Annotated in this window: 13 protein-coding genes, 1 tRNA gene and 1 pseudogene; 7 read left to right on the top strand and 8 right to left on the bottom strand. The window is 53.8% G+C overall.

The genetic code is table 11. The annotated features are described in order from the left end of the window. Positions 1-361: 361 nt before the first annotated feature. From mpl to ABTW62_RS09160, 4 genes and pseudogenes are all read left to right on the top strand, one after another. A complete protein-coding gene (gene mpl, locus ABTW62_RS09175) occupies positions 362-1,741 on the top strand; it encodes a UDP-N-acetylmuramate:L-alanyl-gamma-D-glutamyl-meso-diaminopimelate ligase (RefSeq protein WP_430904278.1) in 1,380 nt (459 codons plus the stop codon). 715 nt (positions 1,742-2,456) lie between these two features. Further along, positions 2,457-3,563, top strand: coding sequence for a non-hydrolyzing UDP-N-acetylglucosamine 2-epimerase (wecB, locus tag ABTW62_RS09170; protein ID WP_430904277.1), 1,107 nt, complete (start codon positions 2,457-2,459; stop codon positions 3,561-3,563). A gap of 84 nt (positions 3,564-3,647) precedes the next feature. Next, positions 3,648-5,099: a mannose-1-phosphate guanylyltransferase/mannose-6-phosphate isomerase gene (locus ABTW62_RS09165; protein WP_430904276.1), complete on the top strand. Its 1,452-nt coding sequence runs from the start codon at positions 3,648-3,650 to the stop codon at positions 5,097-5,099. Positions 5,100-5,245: 146 nt separating this feature from the next. Further along, positions 5,246-5,341: pseudogene (locus ABTW62_RS09160) on the top strand (FmdB family zinc ribbon protein); the annotation flags it as partial. A gap of 11 nt (positions 5,342-5,352) precedes the next feature. Here ABTW62_RS09160 and ABTW62_RS09155 read toward each other — a convergent pair. Then, positions 5,353-5,559, bottom strand: a complete 207-nt coding sequence (locus ABTW62_RS09155) for a hypothetical protein (protein ID WP_342707066.1) — start codon at positions 5,557-5,559, stop codon at positions 5,353-5,355. Positions 5,560-5,626: 67 nt separating this feature from the next. Here ABTW62_RS09155 and aspS point away from each other — a divergent pair, with 67 nt between their 5' ends. Together aspS and nudB are read left to right on the top strand one after the other, a co-directional pair. Then, positions 5,627-7,408 (top strand): aspartate--tRNA ligase, encoded by a 1,782-nt coding sequence (gene aspS, locus ABTW62_RS09150; RefSeq protein WP_430904275.1) that lies wholly within the window; start codon positions 5,627-5,629, stop codon positions 7,406-7,408. A gap of 14 nt (positions 7,409-7,422) precedes the next feature. Beyond that, on the top strand, positions 7,423-7,872 hold the full coding sequence (gene nudB / locus ABTW62_RS09145; RefSeq protein WP_430904274.1) for a dihydroneopterin triphosphate diphosphatase: 450 nt from the start codon (positions 7,423-7,425) through the stop codon (positions 7,870-7,872). Positions 7,873-7,952: 80 nt separating this feature from the next. Here nudB and ABTW62_RS09140 read toward each other — a convergent pair. The 6 genes from ABTW62_RS09140 to ABTW62_RS09115 all read right to left on the bottom strand — a co-directional run bounded on the left by ABTW62_RS09140 (position 7,953) and on the right by ABTW62_RS09115 (position 14,169). Continuing rightward, a tRNA-Val gene (locus ABTW62_RS09140) sits at positions 7,953-8,029 on the bottom strand. A 285-nt stretch (positions 8,030-8,314) separates the two neighbouring features. Further along, positions 8,315-9,244 (bottom strand): universal stress protein, encoded by a 930-nt coding sequence (locus ABTW62_RS09135; protein WP_430904273.1) that lies wholly within the window; start codon positions 9,242-9,244, stop codon positions 8,315-8,317. A gap of 480 nt (positions 9,245-9,724) precedes the next feature. Beyond that, positions 9,725-11,440 carry a hypothetical protein gene (locus tag ABTW62_RS09130; RefSeq protein ID WP_430904272.1) on the bottom strand — a complete coding sequence of 572 codons (1,716 nt, stop codon included), beginning with the start codon at positions 11,438-11,440 and terminating at the stop codon, positions 9,725-9,727. Between the two features lie 260 nt (positions 11,441-11,700). Continuing rightward, positions 11,701-11,841, bottom strand: coding sequence for a hypothetical protein (locus ABTW62_RS09125; protein WP_430904271.1), 141 nt, complete (start codon positions 11,839-11,841; stop codon positions 11,701-11,703). 331 nt (positions 11,842-12,172) lie between these two features. After that, the gene (locus tag ABTW62_RS09120; RefSeq protein ID WP_430904282.1) at positions 12,173-13,378 is read right to left on the bottom strand and encodes a c-type cytochrome; all 1,206 of its coding nucleotides are present in this window, start codon (positions 13,376-13,378) and stop codon (positions 12,173-12,175) included. A 71-nt stretch (positions 13,379-13,449) separates the two neighbouring features. Beyond that, positions 13,450-14,169 carry a c-type cytochrome gene (locus ABTW62_RS09115; RefSeq protein ID WP_430904270.1) on the bottom strand — a complete coding sequence of 240 codons (720 nt, stop codon included), beginning with the start codon at positions 14,167-14,169 and terminating at the stop codon, positions 13,450-13,452. Between the two features lie 12 nt (positions 14,170-14,181). On the opposite strand from ABTW62_RS09115, the gene ABTW62_RS09110 reads away from it, so the two are divergent. After that, on the top strand, positions 14,182-14,697 hold the full coding sequence (locus ABTW62_RS09110) for a DUF3293 domain-containing protein (RefSeq protein WP_430904269.1): 516 nt from the start codon (positions 14,182-14,184) through the stop codon (positions 14,695-14,697). Between the two features lie 200 nt (positions 14,698-14,897). Here the strand turns inward: ABTW62_RS09110 and ftsH are convergent, their stop codons facing one another. Next, on the bottom strand, positions 14,898-16,724 hold the full coding sequence (ftsH, locus tag ABTW62_RS09105) for an ATP-dependent zinc metalloprotease FtsH (protein ID WP_430904281.1): 1,827 nt from the start codon (positions 16,722-16,724) through the stop codon (positions 14,898-14,900). Positions 16,725-16,748: the final 24 nt, after the last annotated feature.

Raw genomic sequence — 16,748 nt, 5'->3', positions numbered from 1 at the left:
GCTTTCATTTCCTTATACAGTTCGGTTGGTGGCCTCCCCACCTCCCTGGATGGATCTCCAGCACTGGGCAACAAATCTTCAAGAAAGCTCGGGGTCACGTCTTGCGTTAATACAATCAATATTTAGAAACCTTCGCCCTGACACTTCCCTTTTGGCCCGCTATCGATATGGATTTCACACAAGAAATCATGAAATCATTGCGCACCCAGGGCGGGTACGCAATAAAGCTACGGCCACATAAACAAATCCAGCATCTCATTAGGTTCGTGCAATATTCGGGCTAGCGGTATAATCACAGCGTCTATGCAGCTTTTTTCAGACGCCGGCCTTCGATTATCCAACGATTCCTCTCACGTCATTCATGCACATCCACATTCTTGGCATCTGCGGCACTTTTATGGGCGGATTGGCCCTTCTTGCGCGCGCGGCCGGTCATATTGTAACCGGTTGCGATGCGAACGTTTACCCACCGATGAGCACCCAACTGATCAACCAGCAGATCGAACTCATCGAGGGTTATGGTGCCGAACAAGTCGCGCTCAAACCAGACTGGTTCGTGGTCGGCAATGTCGTGACTCGCGGCAACCCGCTGATGGAAGCCATTCTCGACGCCCACCTGCCCTATATCTCCGGGCCGCAGTGGCTGGCTCAGCATATTTTGCATGACAAGTGGGTGCTGGCTGTTGCGGGCACTCATGGCAAGACCACTACCAGCGCGATGCTTGCCTGGATATTGGACTACGCCGGGCTGTCTCCAGGCTTTCTGATTGGCGGGGTGCCGGAAAACTTCGGATTGTCGGCCCGTCTTGGGAAAATCGACGGCGACCAAACGACGTCACCTTTCTTTGTGATCGAGGCCGATGAATACGATACCGCCTTTTTCGATAAGCGCTCGAAATTCGTACATTACCAACCCAGGACCGCCATTTTGAATAACCTGGAATACGATCATGCCGATATTTTTTCAGACCTGGCAGCTATCGAAACCCAATTTCACCACCTTGTCCGCACCCTACCCGGCAACGGTCTGATTGTCGCCAACGGCCGCGAGGCCGCCTTGCAACGCGTGCTATCGCGTGGATGCTGGACGCCAGTCGAATTGTTCGGAACCGATGATGGCTGGCAAACAGTGACAGAATCCGTTCAAGCCCTGCAAATTTCTTTCCAGGGCAAGCCGCAAGGTACCTTGCATTGGGGGCTGTTGGGCGAACATAACCGCATGAATGCATTGGCGGCAATTGCCGCCGCCCGCCATGCCGGTGTGCCCGCGCATATCGGCATCGAGGCTTTGTCTTGTTTCAAGAATGTCAAACGGCGCATGGAGTTACACGGGACAGTCAATGGCATTCGTATCTATGATGATTTCGCCCATCATCCCACAGCCATCCGCACCACCCTGGCCGGCCTACGTGAGCAAGTTGGTCCAGCGCGTATCATCGCTATATTAGAACCGCGTTCGAATACCATGAAGCTCGGCACATGGCAAGATAGCCTGGCTGCAAGCCTGGCACCCGCCGATCGGATTTTCTGTTACACCCACCAGGCAGATTGGGACGTACAATCGGCGCTGGCAGCGCTCGGCGGCAAGGCCGGCACATATCCGGATTTCATGGCCATGATTGAAGCAATCGCCTCCACAGCCCGCCCTGATGACCATGTCCTAATTATGAGCAATGGCAGCTTCAATGGCCTGCATGCCAAACTGCTCACCAGGCTCGGGCGCACAAACGGCATCAATTGAACAGGTTGCCTGATAAACCAGCCCTGCCTGGCAAGGCAAACATCCAGGTCGGTTGACGTTGGGCTGCATTGCCGGGGCGCATGTACATCATTCACGGAGCGGATAATCGCGCAGCCAGACTTTTTCCCGACAACTGTAATTTAATGTCAGTTGGATGGTGCACAAGCGCACCCTTGTAGGCATGTGCCTGAAACGGAAATTTCCAAATAGCTTCTTATTGGCAGGCGCACTCCATGACTCAAGTCTTGCCTAGGAGGCTGTCCGAGAATAGACTGATCTACTGCGGACGAGCCTGATTGGCCGGATTTTACGATCCTTTTCGTTAAATAGAACGACTATTCGCTTCAAATGATCGAAAAATCCAACTCAACCAGCCTCGCCCTCGCTACGATCGCTATTCTCGGACAGCCTCCTAATCGGGAACAGATTCCCAAAAAGGTCTGTTATCCACATGGTCTTGCCTGGTGGATGGTTTACAATCATACAGATAGAAACTGGATGCCTCGGCTGGACAAGCTGCAGCAAGACATACGGCACGGCGCTTCCATTTCAGGGCGTTGTCGCCCATTGAATCGGCGTGCATATAGAGCCAGTATGCTTTTGCTCACAATATGTTTGGCTGACAACCAAAGGGACGATCGAGGCATCCAGGTTGGATATGCCAGTCCGCCATTCTCGCGCAAGTTGCACATGTTTGATTGACAAAGAGGAAAACATGCCCCAGAAAATTCACCTCATCGCCGGCGCACGTCCAAATTTTATGAAAATTGCGCCCATCGTTCGCGCACTCCAGCAACAAGGACGCCTGAGCTACAAAATTGTCCATACCGGTCAGCATTATGACAGGGAAATGAACGATGTCTTTTTCGAGGAACTGGGCATTCCGCAGCCGGATATTTTCATGGCGGCCGGCGGAGGCAGTCATGCCCAGCAAACGGCCAAAATCATGGTCGCTTTCGAGGAATACTGCCTGCAGCAGCGGCCAGACGCGGTGCTGGTGGTAGGCGATGTCAATTCGACTCTCGCCTGTTCGATTGTGGCCAAGAAACTGCATATTCCAGTCGCACATGTCGAAGCAGGCTTGCGCAGCGGTGATATGCGCATGCCGGAAGAGATCAACCGGTTGGTGACCGACAGCATCACGGACTGGTTTTTTGTCACTGAGCCGAGCGGATTGCAAAATCTCTTGCAGGAAGGGAAACCCGCTGCCGCCATTCACCATGTCGGCCATGTCATGGTGGACAATCTACTTTATCAGGCCGAGCAGCTCGCGCGGGCGGATACCTCGGCCTTCGAGACCAGCCAACTCAAGGCTGCGCTGGCCAATCAGGCATATGGCGTGGTCACGCTGCATCGGCCGAGCAATGTTGACGAACCCGAAACACTCGATCGCATCAGTCAGGCCCTGAAACAAATTGCGCACCGCCTGCCGCTGGTGCTCCCCGCACACCCACGCACGCGCGCCAATCTGCAGAAATTTGGCATTGATTTGGGACCCAATATCACACTCATTGGCCCACAAGCCTATATGCCGTTTCTGTATCTCTGGAAAGATGCGGCGCTCGTGCTGACCGACAGCGGCGGTCTGCAGGAAGAAACAACTGCCCTGGGTGTGCCCTGCATCACCCTCCGGGAAAATACCGAACGGCCGATCACCCTGGATGAAGGCACCAATATTCTGGCAGGGACCGATCCGGTGCGCATCCTGACTGAAGTGGACCAGATTCTGCAGGGCAAAGGCAAAATCGGACGCCGGCCGCACTTATGGGACGGCCAGGCGGCACAGCGCATTGCCAGTATACTGGCGGACAATTTGGCTTGACGCCGTCATGGCTCCAACTCCAATTGCGCAACCCAGTCATCACCCACCCTATCGCTTTTTCCTGCCACTGATAGACATCCGAACATGAAACAATTGCTTGTACCTGTCATTCTTTCCGGCGGTTCCGGCACTCGCCTGTGGCCGCTGTCGCGTGAGCAATACCCGAAACAATTGTTGCCATTGATCGACGAGGATTCCTTGTTCCAGGCAACGGTACGCCGGCTGGATGGCCTGGATGACATTGCGGTCCAACCGCCCATCATTGTCAGTAACGAGGAATATCGCTTCGTCATCGCCGAGCAACTGCGGCTCATGCACAAACAGGGCACGATCATCCTCGAACCATGCGGCCGCAACACTGCGCCAGCCCTGAGCATTGCGGCACTGGCGGCAATGGATAATGATAGTGATCCCGTATTATTGGTCATGCCCTCGGATCATGTCATGACCGACATTCCCGCCTTTCAGGCGTCAGTTCGAAAAGGCATGCCACTTGCCGCAGACGGATTGATGGTGACTTTCGGCATTCAGCCCGATGCGCCCGAAACCGGTTATGGCTATATCCAGCATGGGCCCATGCTGGATGAATCGGGTGCATTTCAGATCATCCGTTTTGTCGAAAAACCGGATGCGGCCATCGCCCAGCAATATCTGGAGGCGGGCAATTATTTGTGGAATAGCGGCATGTTCATGATGCGGGCGTCGGTTTGGCTGTCTGCCATCGCCGCCTGCCGACGGGATATGCTCGAAGCTTGCCGTTCCGCCTGGCTGCAGGGCTCCATCGACGGAGACTTCCGCCGGTTGGAAAAAACGGCATTCACCGGCTGCCCCGGCGATTCGATTGATTATGCCGTCATGGAGCAACTCTCGGCGGGCCAGCTTGATTTACCGTCCGGCGCCATCGTACCGCTCTCTGCCGGCTGGTCGGATGTCGGTGCATGGGACGCCTTGTGGCGGACATTGCCCAAGGATGGCGCGGGCAATGTCATGCGGGGTGATGTCTTGTTGCACGACTGCCGCGAGACACTGGCCATTTCCGAAAATCGGCTGGTCGCCTGTATCGGGACCGACAACCTGGTGATCATTGAAACATCCGACGCCGTATTGGTCGTGCATCAGAGTAAAACGCAGGAAGTCAAAAAGATAGTCGACAAGCTGAAACAGCAGGCGCGCCCTGAAATCCGTTCACACCGCAAAATATACCGTCCCTGGGGTTGGTATGATGCAGTCGATGCCGGTGAACGTTTCCAGGTCAAGCGTATCGTTGTCAATCCGGGCGCCGCGCTGTCATTACAGATGCACCATCACCGGGCGGAACATTGGATCGTCGTGCGGGGAACCGCGCGTGTCTCGCGCGCGGATAAAGCCTACCTGGTGAGCGAAAACGAATCGACTTACATCCCCTTGGGCACGCCCCACCGCCTGGAAAACCCGGGCCGCTTGCCTCTGGAAATCATCGAGGTACAATCCGGTTCCTACCTCGGGGAAGACGACATCATCCGGTTTGAAGACAAGTATGGAAGAAAAGAAAGTTAAGGCAGCCACTTTAATATTTTTGCCATCGCCTCCATATTCGCTACGTTTGCCTATGCTGTTTTACAGCAGATGCGCACTCGAGCAATCGAACCGGCTGTCAAGTATAATGCCGGTTCATTTCATGATCTGATTCGACGGAGACAGCAATGCCGATCTATGAATATGCATGTCAAGCATGCGGGTTTGAGAAGGAACACTTACAGAAAATGAGTGATGTGCCGATCACAAACTGCCCCGCATGCGGTAGCGATTACTATGTCAAGAAAGTGTCTGCGGCAGGCTTCCAGTTAAAGGGAACCGGCTGGTATGTGACTGATTTCAGGAACAAGCAGGCACCCCAGCCAAGCTCGAAATCCACGCCGGAATCTGGCAAGGAAACTGCCGCCACGGCCACGGCAAACACAGCCCCGGCCACCTCGAATGCTGCATCCACGGCTTCCAGCTCTGGATAGCAAAACACGAGAAACTACCCATCCATTCATGTTTTATTGAATCCTATTTCACTTAATCAACACAAACGTAATCTTATGCGTACTGACTATTGCGGTTCTATCAACACACGTTATCTGGATAAAACGATCACATTGTATGGATGGGTACATCGCCGCCGCGATCATGGCGGCGTGATTTTCATTGATTTGCGTGATCGCGAAGGTATCGTGCAGGTAGTCTGCGACCCTGACAATACGCAGGCTTTCGGTATCGCAGAAAAAATCCGCAATGAGTTTGTGCTTGAGATTACCGGGACAGTCAGACATCGTCCTGAAGGCACCGTCAATCCAGGTATTTTTACTGGCGAAATAGAAGTTCTGGTCAGCACCATTACCATCCTCAATGCCTCAGCCACCCCTCCGTTTCAGATGGATGATGACAATCTGAGCGAGGCAATTCGGCTGGAATATCGCTATCTGGATCTACGTCGTCCGGCCATGCAGCACAATATGCGCTTGCGGCACAAGGTAGGGATGGCGGTGCGCACATTCCTTGATCAACATGGCTTCATCGATATCGAAACACCGATACTGACCAAATCCACGCCCGAAGGGGCGCGCGATTATCTGGTTCCCTCCCGCGTCAATTCGGGGCATTTTTTTGCCCTGCCGCAATCGCCCCAATTGTTCAAGCAACTGCTGATGGTCTCCGGGTTCGATCGCTATTACCAGATTACGCGTTGTTTCCGGGATGAAGACCTGCGCGCCGATCGCCAGCCCGAATTCACGCAAATCGACATCGAAACCTCTTTTCTTGCGGAAAACGAGATCATGAGCTTGATGGAAGACATGATCCGCCACTTGTTTGCCGCGACGATCAATATCGATTTGCCCGTTTCCTTTCCAAGACTGAGTCATACCGAAGCCATGTCCCGCTACGGCTCGGACAAACCGGATTTGCGCATACCCCTGGAATTTACCGAGTTGACCGATCTGATGCGGGAAGTCCCCTTCCAGGTATTTCGTGATGCCGCACAAAAACCCGATGGACGGGTCGCCGCCTTATGCATTCCCGGCGGAGGAGAACTATCACGCAAGGAAATCGATGAATACACGCAATTTGTCGCAATCTATGGCGCGAAAGGCCTGGCCTATATCAAGATCAATGATCTGGCAAAGGGACTGGAAGGCCTGCAATCCCCAATCCTGAAGTTTCTGCCTGATACGGTTGTGCAAGAAATACTGTCCCGAGCCCGGGCACAAGATGGCGATCTCATATTTTTTGGTGCCGACAAGGCCAAGGTGGTCAACGATGCGCTCGGCGCCCTGCGGGTCAAAATCGGGCATGAACGCGACTTGGTTGAGGATACCTGGAAACCGCTCTGGGTAGTGGACTTCCCAATGTTTGAATGGGATGAAGAAGAAAACCGCTGGCAGGCATTGCATCACCCGTTTACTTCTCCCCGTGAAGGTCACGAGGATTTGTTGACCACAGACCCCGGCCAGGCACTCTCCCGGGCTTATGACATGGTGCTGAATGGAGTCGAAATCGGCGGCGGATCGGTGCGTATTCATCGGCAAGATGTCCAGTCCAAGGTCTTTCAGGCCCTGAATATCACCGATGACGAGGCCAAGGAAAAATTCGGCTTCCTACTGGATGCCTTGCAATATGGCGCACCGCCCCACGGCGGCATCGCGTTTGGCCTTGATCGCATCGTTGCCATGATGACCGGCACTGATTCCATCCGTGACGTCATCGCGTTCCCCAAAACCCAGCGCGCGCAGTGCCTGCTCACCCATGCACCCAGCAATGTTGAAGAAAAACAGTTGCGGGAATTGCATATTCGCCTGCGCAAAACCGAAATCGCCAACAGTTAAATTGGATCGCTCTGTTGCAAGATTACAAACTCCCCGTATCCGTTCTGGTCGTCATTCACACCCGCGACTTGCAGATTCTGCTGCTTGAAAGGGCTGATCATCCCGGATTCTGGCAATCGGTAACCGGCAGCCAGAATCCAGGTGAAACGCTCACTCGAACGGCTATTCGGGAAGTCCATGAAGAAACGGGTATCGATGCAAGCGACCATTCACTGATCGACTGGCAAACACGGAATCAGTACGAGATTTATGAAGAATGGCGCTGGCGTTATCCGCCGGGCGTGACACACAATACCGAGCATGTGTTCAGTCTGGAAGTACCTGCCCAAACCCCGGTCAATATCGCTGCACGCGAGCATTTGGGGCACATCTGGCTACCCTGGCAAGCAGCCGCAGACAAGGTATTTTCCGCAAGCAATGCACAGGCCATACGCTGGTTGGCATCAAAACTGGCGGCAGAATGATTTTCCGGTAGGAACTGGGAAGAATAACTGGAATTGAATCAATAGGCATAGCACCAGAATTCTGATTGTTCGCAAAATCCTGGTAGGCGCGATTGGACTCGAACCAACGACCCCCACCATGTCAAGGTGGTGCTCTAACCAGCTGAGCTACGCGCCTAGGAAAGCTGGCATTCTAACCGAAATCACCAGCGGCTTCAAATTTATCTTGAAGCCGGAAAGGCTGGCTGCTGGGCGCGGCATTCAATCGGCATCCAACTTGGAATTCGGTTGAAGTGCGGGCCACGAGGCTATCCGAGAATAGACTGATCTACTGCGGACGATTCTGGCTGGCAGGATTTTTCGATCCTTTTCGTTGAATAGAATGACTATTCGCCTCAAATGATCGAAAAATCCTGCTCAACCAGCCTCGCCCTCGCTACGATCGCTATTCTCGGACAGCCTCCTAGCTGAAAGACAACGCAACCTGGCTGTCACGCTCGGAGACCTCAACCGGCACTTTTCCGCGCATCAATAACAACGGGCAAGTAGTATGATTGATGATCTGGCCGGCCACGCTCCCATGAACCACGCGCGCCACGCCAGACCGTCCATGGGTGCTCATGACGATCAAATCCGCCTGCTCTGCCTGAACAATCCGGGGAATGACGTTCACCGGGTCACCCAGCGCGACCTGGAAGCAGGATTCGACACCTGCAAGCTGCAACCGCAATTTTATCCGCTCCAAGTAAGCCACTGCTTGCCGAACAATAGGCGAATGCTCGGTGTCATTCAAATCTACGGCTGTTTGTGCGTCCACACGCCTGTCCTGGCAATCAGCCGGATCCACCACACGAATCATATGGACGCTTGCCCCTGTCAACTGTGCAAACTGGCATGCCGCAGGAATCGCCGTCTCGGCCAGCGGTGTGCCATCGAGCGGCAGAAGCACGACACCGGGCACCGAATCTGGCTTCGCCTGAGCCTGGGGCGGCGCCAGGAAGACCGGTTGGCGGGCATTGCGCACCACTTCATCGGCCACGCTGCCCAGCAGAGCCAGACCGAGGCCGGATCTGCCGTGTGTAGACATGGCAATCAGATCGACCTGCGCCTCTTCTGCCAGACTCAGAATAGTCTCGGCAGGCGCGCCTGCTAAAACCTGATGATTGACCCTGAAACCCAGCCGGCCAAGTCGTTGTGCGACAGCCTGGAGCCACTCTCCCCCGCCTGAAACAGCAGCCGGTTTATCATGACTACGTCCGGCTAGGATGGGTGATGGCAGCGCCGTCATGAGCAGGAGCTCGCTCTGCGCCGGCGTCACAAAACGAAGCAAATGTGGGATGGCTCGCTCAGCCAACTCCGTATCATCCAGCGGGATAAGTACTCGTCTGATCATTTATTCACCCCTTCACAATCACATGAACTTGGATATCATGCACGAGAACTTATTCTTCACTTTGATCTCGGTCAATGAAAAACCCGGTTTCACCTCCCCTTATTTCAAGGCCTTCCATTAGGGTTTCCAAGCTTAACGATACACCCAAACATGAATGACATTGAACAAAATTCTAAACGCTTCGGTCGCGAATTTTGTTGGAGGCCGTGGCACAATAGAATTAATTCGATTGCGAAAGCTGGTTTTGATTCCAACAAGACATCCATTGACCCGTCAGCACTAGTACTCCGTTCCGTCAATTAGCTTACAAATGAAATCGATGGATTCGCCTGCCAGGCTAGGCGCAAACCGCAGTCATAGCCGTAGCTATGGCGAGGATTTGCAACAACGCATGACAGCAGAAGGCGCGATTTCATGTAAGCGGTTTGGCGGAACGGAGTACTAGCCAAGGCACATAGCCAAAACGGGTAGCGGATAGTTTTATCCAACATGCTCGACCGACGGCAATGATGGTGGCTGTGTCGATGGCAAGTGAACCGTCACCTGATCGAATGGAATGATCCAGCCATACTGATTGCAGGCACTGACCGCAGTGCGTTGCAGGAAGCGACGGATTGACCAGTAATCTTCAGCGCCAGCACCAGTGAATATGGCCACAACCAATAGATTCAACGAAGAGCCCGCCGCCTCATTGAATTCCACCAACAGCGTTTTCAGATGGGAATGAAAAGGCTGTTGCACCAACTGTTCCTGCAGATAGGCACGCAGCGTTGGCACGATCTCGCTCAGAATGACATCTTGGTGCTGATAATCCACACCAAAGGTGATGGGCACGGCAAAACCGTCTCGTGACAGGTTACGGGGATTCTTCGCCAGATAGCTCTCGACACTGAAAGTCGTGATCGCGCCCATAATCTGCATCTGTACCGTTTCCGGAGTCTGGAGCAGCACCTTGCCGAACACATCACCATCGAGAATAACGACATCACCTTCCTGACTGGGAAACCAGGGCTCTTCCGGCGCATAAGGGCGCGATTGCATATCGACCAGGCGATCAATAGGCAAGCGCAGCAGACCACTGCCATGCAACAAAGGATTATGCAGGATGGTATAGAAGTTAAGTGATGCAATTTTCCAGGGGATACCCTGATAGACAATCCGCTCCCCTTCCCGGACACTGCCCATGTTAAGTAGAATACGGATCTCCTTGATATACCGTGGCAACGACTTTTGCAATCCCCACACCAGCCCGATGATCAGCAATATCAACAAGCCCAGCAGCAACCAATCGTCACGCACATACAAGACCAGAATGGCGGTAAACATGGACAAAATGATGGCCAGCGTCCGGAACAGCAAAATGGCGACCCGGGCCATCCTGCGGGTGCCGGGTTCGTGACGCCGGCTGTTCAATCTGCCGAGCAAGCGCTCCAGCCCGGCCAGAAGCAAGTAAACCAGCATGAAACCGCTGATTGCCAACACGATATTCAGTCCCCGCCCACTGGCAAATTCCTGCAACTTGGCGACCAATTCCTTGCCTGGCTCACCACTGGGGGCGCTCAAGCGTTGCAGTTGCGCATGGATGCGTTGCAAACGCCTTTCGGCGCTCTCGCGCTGATCCTGCCACTGCTCGAGCAAAGCATTAAGTGCCTTTTTAACCGTTGCCGCTTCGGTTTGCGCAATTGTATCCTCCAGTTCCGCTATGGCCGAGCTTGCGGTCTGCAGCCGGTCGTCATAGACTGCACGCTCGCTCTTCAAACGCTCTATCATGCGTGGCCGCTCGGTCAATTGCTTCAGTTCGTCGAGTATTGGCCGCGCGATCTCTTCGAGCTCCCGTTGCCAGTTAAAGGAAGCATCTTTCGGTTTGTGAACCAGCGTTGACAGGCTCAATCCACCGGTCGCGGTCTCTTCAAATAAATTTTTCAAATCTTGCAGATCCCGATCGAGTGCTTCTAATTGCGCCTCAATTTGTTGTACCACCGCTGGATCGGAAGTGCGTTTCACTTGCCGCTTGAGCTGGACGCGTTCAGCCTCGATCTTATTGATGGCCTCCAGCAGCGCCTGCAACACTTCCTGTGAGCTAGCCGGCGCTGCCGTTTCTGCAGTCACCGATGCGTCGGCTGCCGGCTGTGCATATAAACCTGGCAACCACCCCAAGCAAACGATAAACAAAATCAATCCGCGCAATATCATCAAAGCATTCCTCGATCAATCGGCACGCCAGAATCCGGTTACCGGATAGGTCGTGCACACTTTTTAGGGAACAACGATTATTCAAGGACAAACAGCCGGACAACAATACAGGTATCTGGCTGAGAAGCTGTTTAGAAATTTCCATTTTGGGCTCATCTCATCAACGTCATGTCCATGGCAGCGATGCATGGTCGCCGAAAAACGTCTGGATGGCCGCGGCCCGTTGGGCCTCGCCAAGACAGCAGTCAAGATATGTGCGGCGGTCATTTTTCTCTGTCCCGTCTTTGCGAGCGCAGCGCAGCAATCCAGCCCAACGTCAACCTGACCTTGATGCCGAATACCTCGCCAAGCAGGTAGTAGGGAAGATTGCCCATGGTTTTAGAAAAAGTAGTACGTATTACCACACATCATGCTGCTGCATAATCACTCGAAGCTAGTGTTTCCAAACAGCTTCTGAGCAGGTGTTATCAGGGCTGCTCGTCAGGCAAATAAGCTGGTACGTTTGCAATAGCGGTTGACGATTTATTCTGATATGCCTGAGTTCGATCAATGAGCGACCGCATCCCCCATTGAAATGATCCGCCCGCAATGCGCAAAGCGAGGCGGAATGAGCACTGCCCGGGAATCAGGCAGTTATTTTGCATGGTTGCAAGCCGGGCTACTTTATGGAAAATCCCTAAACAGCCCGGTTCGACCCTGTGCATGCGCGAGCATAGCCTGCGCAGCCATCCGGCATCAGAACTCGTTCCCCCGGCTTTGATCGACATCGAGCGGGCTGACCAGGCTACCAAAATTACCCCAGGCATTTCTGATATAAGAAACGACCTGAGCGATCTCGGCATCACGAATGATATGCTGGTAAGGCGGCATGCCATAGGGGCGCGGATTGCCTGCTGTGGACGGCGGATAGCCACCATATAGCACGCTCCGGATGGTATTCAATGGAGATTTCATGGTGACACTGCGGTTACCCGCCAACGGTGGATAAATACCAGGCGCCCCCTGCCCCGACTCCCCATGACAGTCCTGGCAATGTTTCTCATACACCAGTTCGCCACGTGCCAAATATTGACGAACGGCCTCCGGCATATCAGGTATCTGTCGCGTCTTGCGAGTGGTATCCGGCTTGCCGATGGATTGCAGGTAGACTGCCATTGCACGCATATCTTCAGGCGACAAGTGTTGCAGACTCTGTCGCACAATAGTGGCCATCGGGCCCGTGGTTACTGCGTCACTTGTGATACCAGTGGACAGTAATTCGACGATTGTCTCGATGGGCCAATCACCCACTCCGGCTTCCTGCGGGGCGATCAACGACGGCGCATACCAGTAATGTCCCATAATCTCACCGCCAGTCAGCTTATCGTCCTGGCTTGCGCCCCATACGTTACGGGCAGTATGGCAGGCATCGCAGTGCCCCAGCCCCTGCACCAGATAGGCGCCACGATTCCATTCCTCGCTTTTGGAGGAATCGGATTCATAGACACCTTCCTTGAAATACCACACCCGCCAGAGAAGCAAGAGCAGTTGATTGTCATAGGGGGAACGTATCCGGTGCTGTGGATTGGTTTGGTGGACGGGAGTGAGTGAACGCAAGTATGCAAAAATCGCATCGGCATCCTTTCGCGTCACCTTGGTGTATTCCGTATAGGGAAAAGCTGGGTATAAATAACGGCCATCCCTGGATTGCCCATGATGCATTGCTTGCCAGAAGTCGTCTGCACTCCACTGACCGATACCGGTCTCATTGTCGGGCGTGATGTTTGGTGTAACAAACTCTCCAAAAGGCGTGTTCAGCCTGCGCCCACCCGCATAGGACTTGCCGCCACGAGTCGTATGGCATCCCATACAATTACCGGAACGAGCCAGATAGGCACCCTGCTGCACAACTGCCTCGGTGGCAGTGGCACTGGCCAGCCCCTGGCCTGATGTCAGAGACATCACCAACAGCCCCCCCGCAATGGAAATGATCATTTGTCGGCTTTCCATCCACCACCACTGAAACGAACCGCTCATTGCACAATCTCCTTCTCCGACAATAGATGCTGGCAACGCCGCACCATTTCTGGCGCCAGCGTGTCGGACTGGGCCGGTTTACCCGCGACTGGCCGACCAGGCAGCCACATCACCAAGGCATTGACTTCGTACTGAGTCAGCTTATTTGCAATCTCCGACATACAATCAGGGATCTGGCCACGCATGATGCCACCATGACGCCAACCGCCGAATTGAGCGGCGAGATAAGCATGCGGCAAACCGAGCAACCCCGGTATGAACGGCTCCACGCCCATCAGCGCATCTCCATGACAGGCACTGCAGGCAGGCAGATTACGCATCGAATCACCCTTGTTAATCAGGTTTTCCACGGCCTCGATCTGTTCGGATGACATGGCGCGTGGCTTAGGCTGTGGATAAACATACGGCAAGGCGGCAAAATAGTGCGCAATCTCCTGCATATATTCATCTGACATATTTTCAAGCAAGATGGCCATGGGCTGATAATAGCGCCGGCCATCCCGGAAATTACGCAATTGGTTAAAAAGATAGCCAGCGGGCTTACCCGCAATCCGGGGATAATAGGCATCTTGACCCGTTCTGTCGATATCGCCATGACAAAGCGTACAAGGCTTGACGCGTTCTTCCAGGGTATCGGGCACCTCCAGAAAGATGGGCTGGGCAGCATTGGCCAGACTAAAACCGAGGTACATCCAGACAACAATAAAAAGCTTCATTTGGACCCAACTGTGAAAAAATATCGAGAATTGCGCGCTGAATCAGGGTCGTTTCTTGACAGCCTGTATCAGCGCCAAGCTATTCTACAAGATGGCAGTGTAGAGCAATCCAACCTGCCGGCAAAACTGGTTCTTGACTATGCGGTCGCGCATTATCACGTCTGGATCGGAACAAGCAGCATCACCCTACTGATCGGCCAACATTGCCCCCCACTTACCGCATTCTTGCGGCAACGGGGCTGCCGGGACGCACTGTACATCACAGCCTGCAATCCAGGCAGTCAGATCCTGCCCGCAGCCAAGAACCAATTGGCCAACCAGCGCCTGCAGGAACAATTGGCCCAATACAGCCGCTATATCTATCCAGGTGAGAGTATCGACCTCAGTGGTGCATGGCCTGCGGAGGCGGGCTTTCTCGCGCTGGGTCTCGAATTGACGACAGCCAAACGGACCGCTCATGAATTTGGTCAGAATGCGATCGTTTGGGCCACAACAGACGCCATACCGAAACTGGTTCTGCTGCGCTAGTACTCCGTTCCGCCAAACCGCTTACATGAAATCGCGCCTTCGCCTGTCATGCGTTGTTGCAAATCCTCGCCATAGCTACGGCTATGACTGCGGTTTGCGCCTAGGAGGCTGTCCGATGGGATTACACAACAGGCAGCGACGTGACTGACGCTGCCTGTCTCAAGCCAATGAAGCAGAGTGGCCTATTCCTAACTCTCAGCCTAACTCTCAACTTCAGCCCTGATCTCTAACTTAAATGCCTCGATCTCGGGCTCATTGAGGGTTTCCGTCTTGAGCAATTGTTCGGCAGCCTGATCCAATACCACCCGATTCTTGTCCAGAATCTTTATCGCGCGTTCAAGCGCCTGATCAACCAGGTTACGCACGGCCAAATCCACTTTATTGGCAGTGTCTTCACTATAATCCCGGCTTTTTGGAAAAGCGAATCCGGGTTGTAAAAATGGCGACTGGTCCCGGTCATAGGCTACATTTCCCAATGCAGCGCTCATGCCATAGCGTAATACCATCGCACGCGCAATATCGGTGGCGCGCGCCAGATCATCCGAGGCACCAGTCGAGATTTCTCCAAAAACCACCTGCTCGGCAGCACGTCCACCGAGCAATACGGCCATTTTGTTTTCCAGCTCCTTGCGCGTCATCAGAAAACGGTCTTCGGTCGGACGCTGGATGGTATAACCAAGCGCGCCCACGCCACGCGGAATAATCGAAATTTTGTGTATTACATCGGTGCCGGGTAGCGCGAGCGCCACCAAGGCATGGCCCAGCTCATGATAGGCGACCGTCTGCCTTTCTTCCGGGTTGAGCAAACGGTTACGTTTTTCCAGCCCCGCTACGATACGCTCGACCGCGTTGTTAAAATCCTCCATGCCCACCGCTACCGCTCTGCGCCGGGTAGCCAGCAAAGCCGCCTCGTTGATCAAGTTTGCCAGATCCGCCCCCGTGAAGCCGGGTGTCAGTGCGGCAATTTTCTCGGGATCGACATCAGTATCCAGCGTGACCTTGCCAATATGTACGCCCAGAATTTGTTCCCTGCCTTTTTTATCAGGCCGATCCACCAACACCTGGCGATCGAAGCGGCCGGCGCGCAGCAAGGCGGCATCGAGAATTTCCGGCCGATTGGTTGCAGCCAGCAATACGATACCACTGGAAGGATCAAATCCATCCAGTTCAGCTAGGAGCTGATTCAAGGTCTGTTCCTTCTCATCATGACCGCCGAAACCGGACGCACCGCGTGCCCGTCCTAGCGAATCAAGTTCATCAATGAAAATAATGGCTGGCGCCATTTGCCGCGCCTGCTCAAAGAGATCGCGTACCCGCGCCGCACCCACACCGACGAACATTTCGACAAACTCCGATCCGGAAATCGAGAAAAACGGCACACCCGCCTCGCCTGCCACGGCACGGGCGAGCAATGTTTTTCCGGTACCAGGCGGGCCGACCAGCAAGATGCCCTTGGGTGCCCGACCGCCTAAGCGACTATAGTCGGCGGGATTCTTGAGGAAGTTGACAATTTCTTCCAACTCTTCCTTGGCTTCATCGACACCGGCTACATCGGCGAAGGTAACCTTGGTTTCCTTTTCCACATAAACCTTGGCTCGGCTCTTCCCTACCGACATCAAACCGCTCCCCCCCATCATATTTTTGCTCATCCGTCGAATGATGAACAGCCAGATTCCAATGAAAATGGCCATCGGCAATATCCAGGAAAGCAGATCGCGGAGCCAAGTCCTTTGCACGATGCCGGTATAGATAACGCCGTGCTTATCCAGCATCTCGGCCAAATCCGATTCGACCCGGGTCGTGACAAAATCGGTAAAATCTTCTGTGGCGGTTTCCCGGAGCGAACCATAAATATGGTTATCGGTAATGTTGACTTCCGCCACATGGCCACGCTCCAATAGCGACTGGAACCGGCTGTATGGAATCGGCTCAATCCGGGTATATTCGGAATAGATACTCTGAATCAGCAAGATACCGAATATTGCAGTCAGGATATACCAGAAATTGATTTGTGCCTTTTTGTCTATTGATTGGTTATCCATAGTCATGAT

Origin of the sequence: Nitrosomonas sp. ANs5 (genome assembly GCF_050584665.1) — a bacterium.
In the GTDB taxonomy this organism is placed as follows: domain Bacteria; phylum Pseudomonadota; class Gammaproteobacteria; order Burkholderiales; family Nitrosomonadaceae; genus Nitrosomonas.
This window is presented reverse-complemented; position numbering and strand designations above follow the sequence as displayed.

Bases quoted from the DNA above. Each gene is read 5' to 3' on its own strand.
- mpl (WP_430904278.1), top strand. From the start codon at position 362: ATGCACATCCACATTCTTGGCATCTGCGGCACTTTTATGGGCGGATTG.
- wecB (WP_430904277.1), top strand. From the start codon at position 2,457: ATGCCCCAGAAAATTCACCTCATCGCCGGCGCACGTCCAAATTTTATG.
- ABTW62_RS09165 (WP_430904276.1), top strand. From the start codon at position 3,648: ATGAAACAATTGCTTGTACCTGTCATTCTTTCCGGCGGTTCCGGCACT.
- aspS (WP_430904275.1), top strand. From the start codon at position 5,627: ATGCGTACTGACTATTGCGGTTCTATCAACACACGTTATCTGGATAAA.
- ABTW62_RS09135 (WP_430904273.1), bottom strand. From the start codon at position 9,244: ATGATCAGACGAGTACTTATCCCGCTGGATGATACGGAGTTGGCTGAG.
- ABTW62_RS09120 (WP_430904282.1), bottom strand. From the start codon at position 13,378: ATGTCTCTGACATCAGGCCAGGGGCTGGCCAGTGCCACTGCCACCGAG.
- ABTW62_RS09115 (WP_430904270.1), bottom strand. From the start codon at position 14,169: ATGAAGCTTTTTATTGTTGTCTGGATGTACCTCGGTTTTAGTCTGGCC.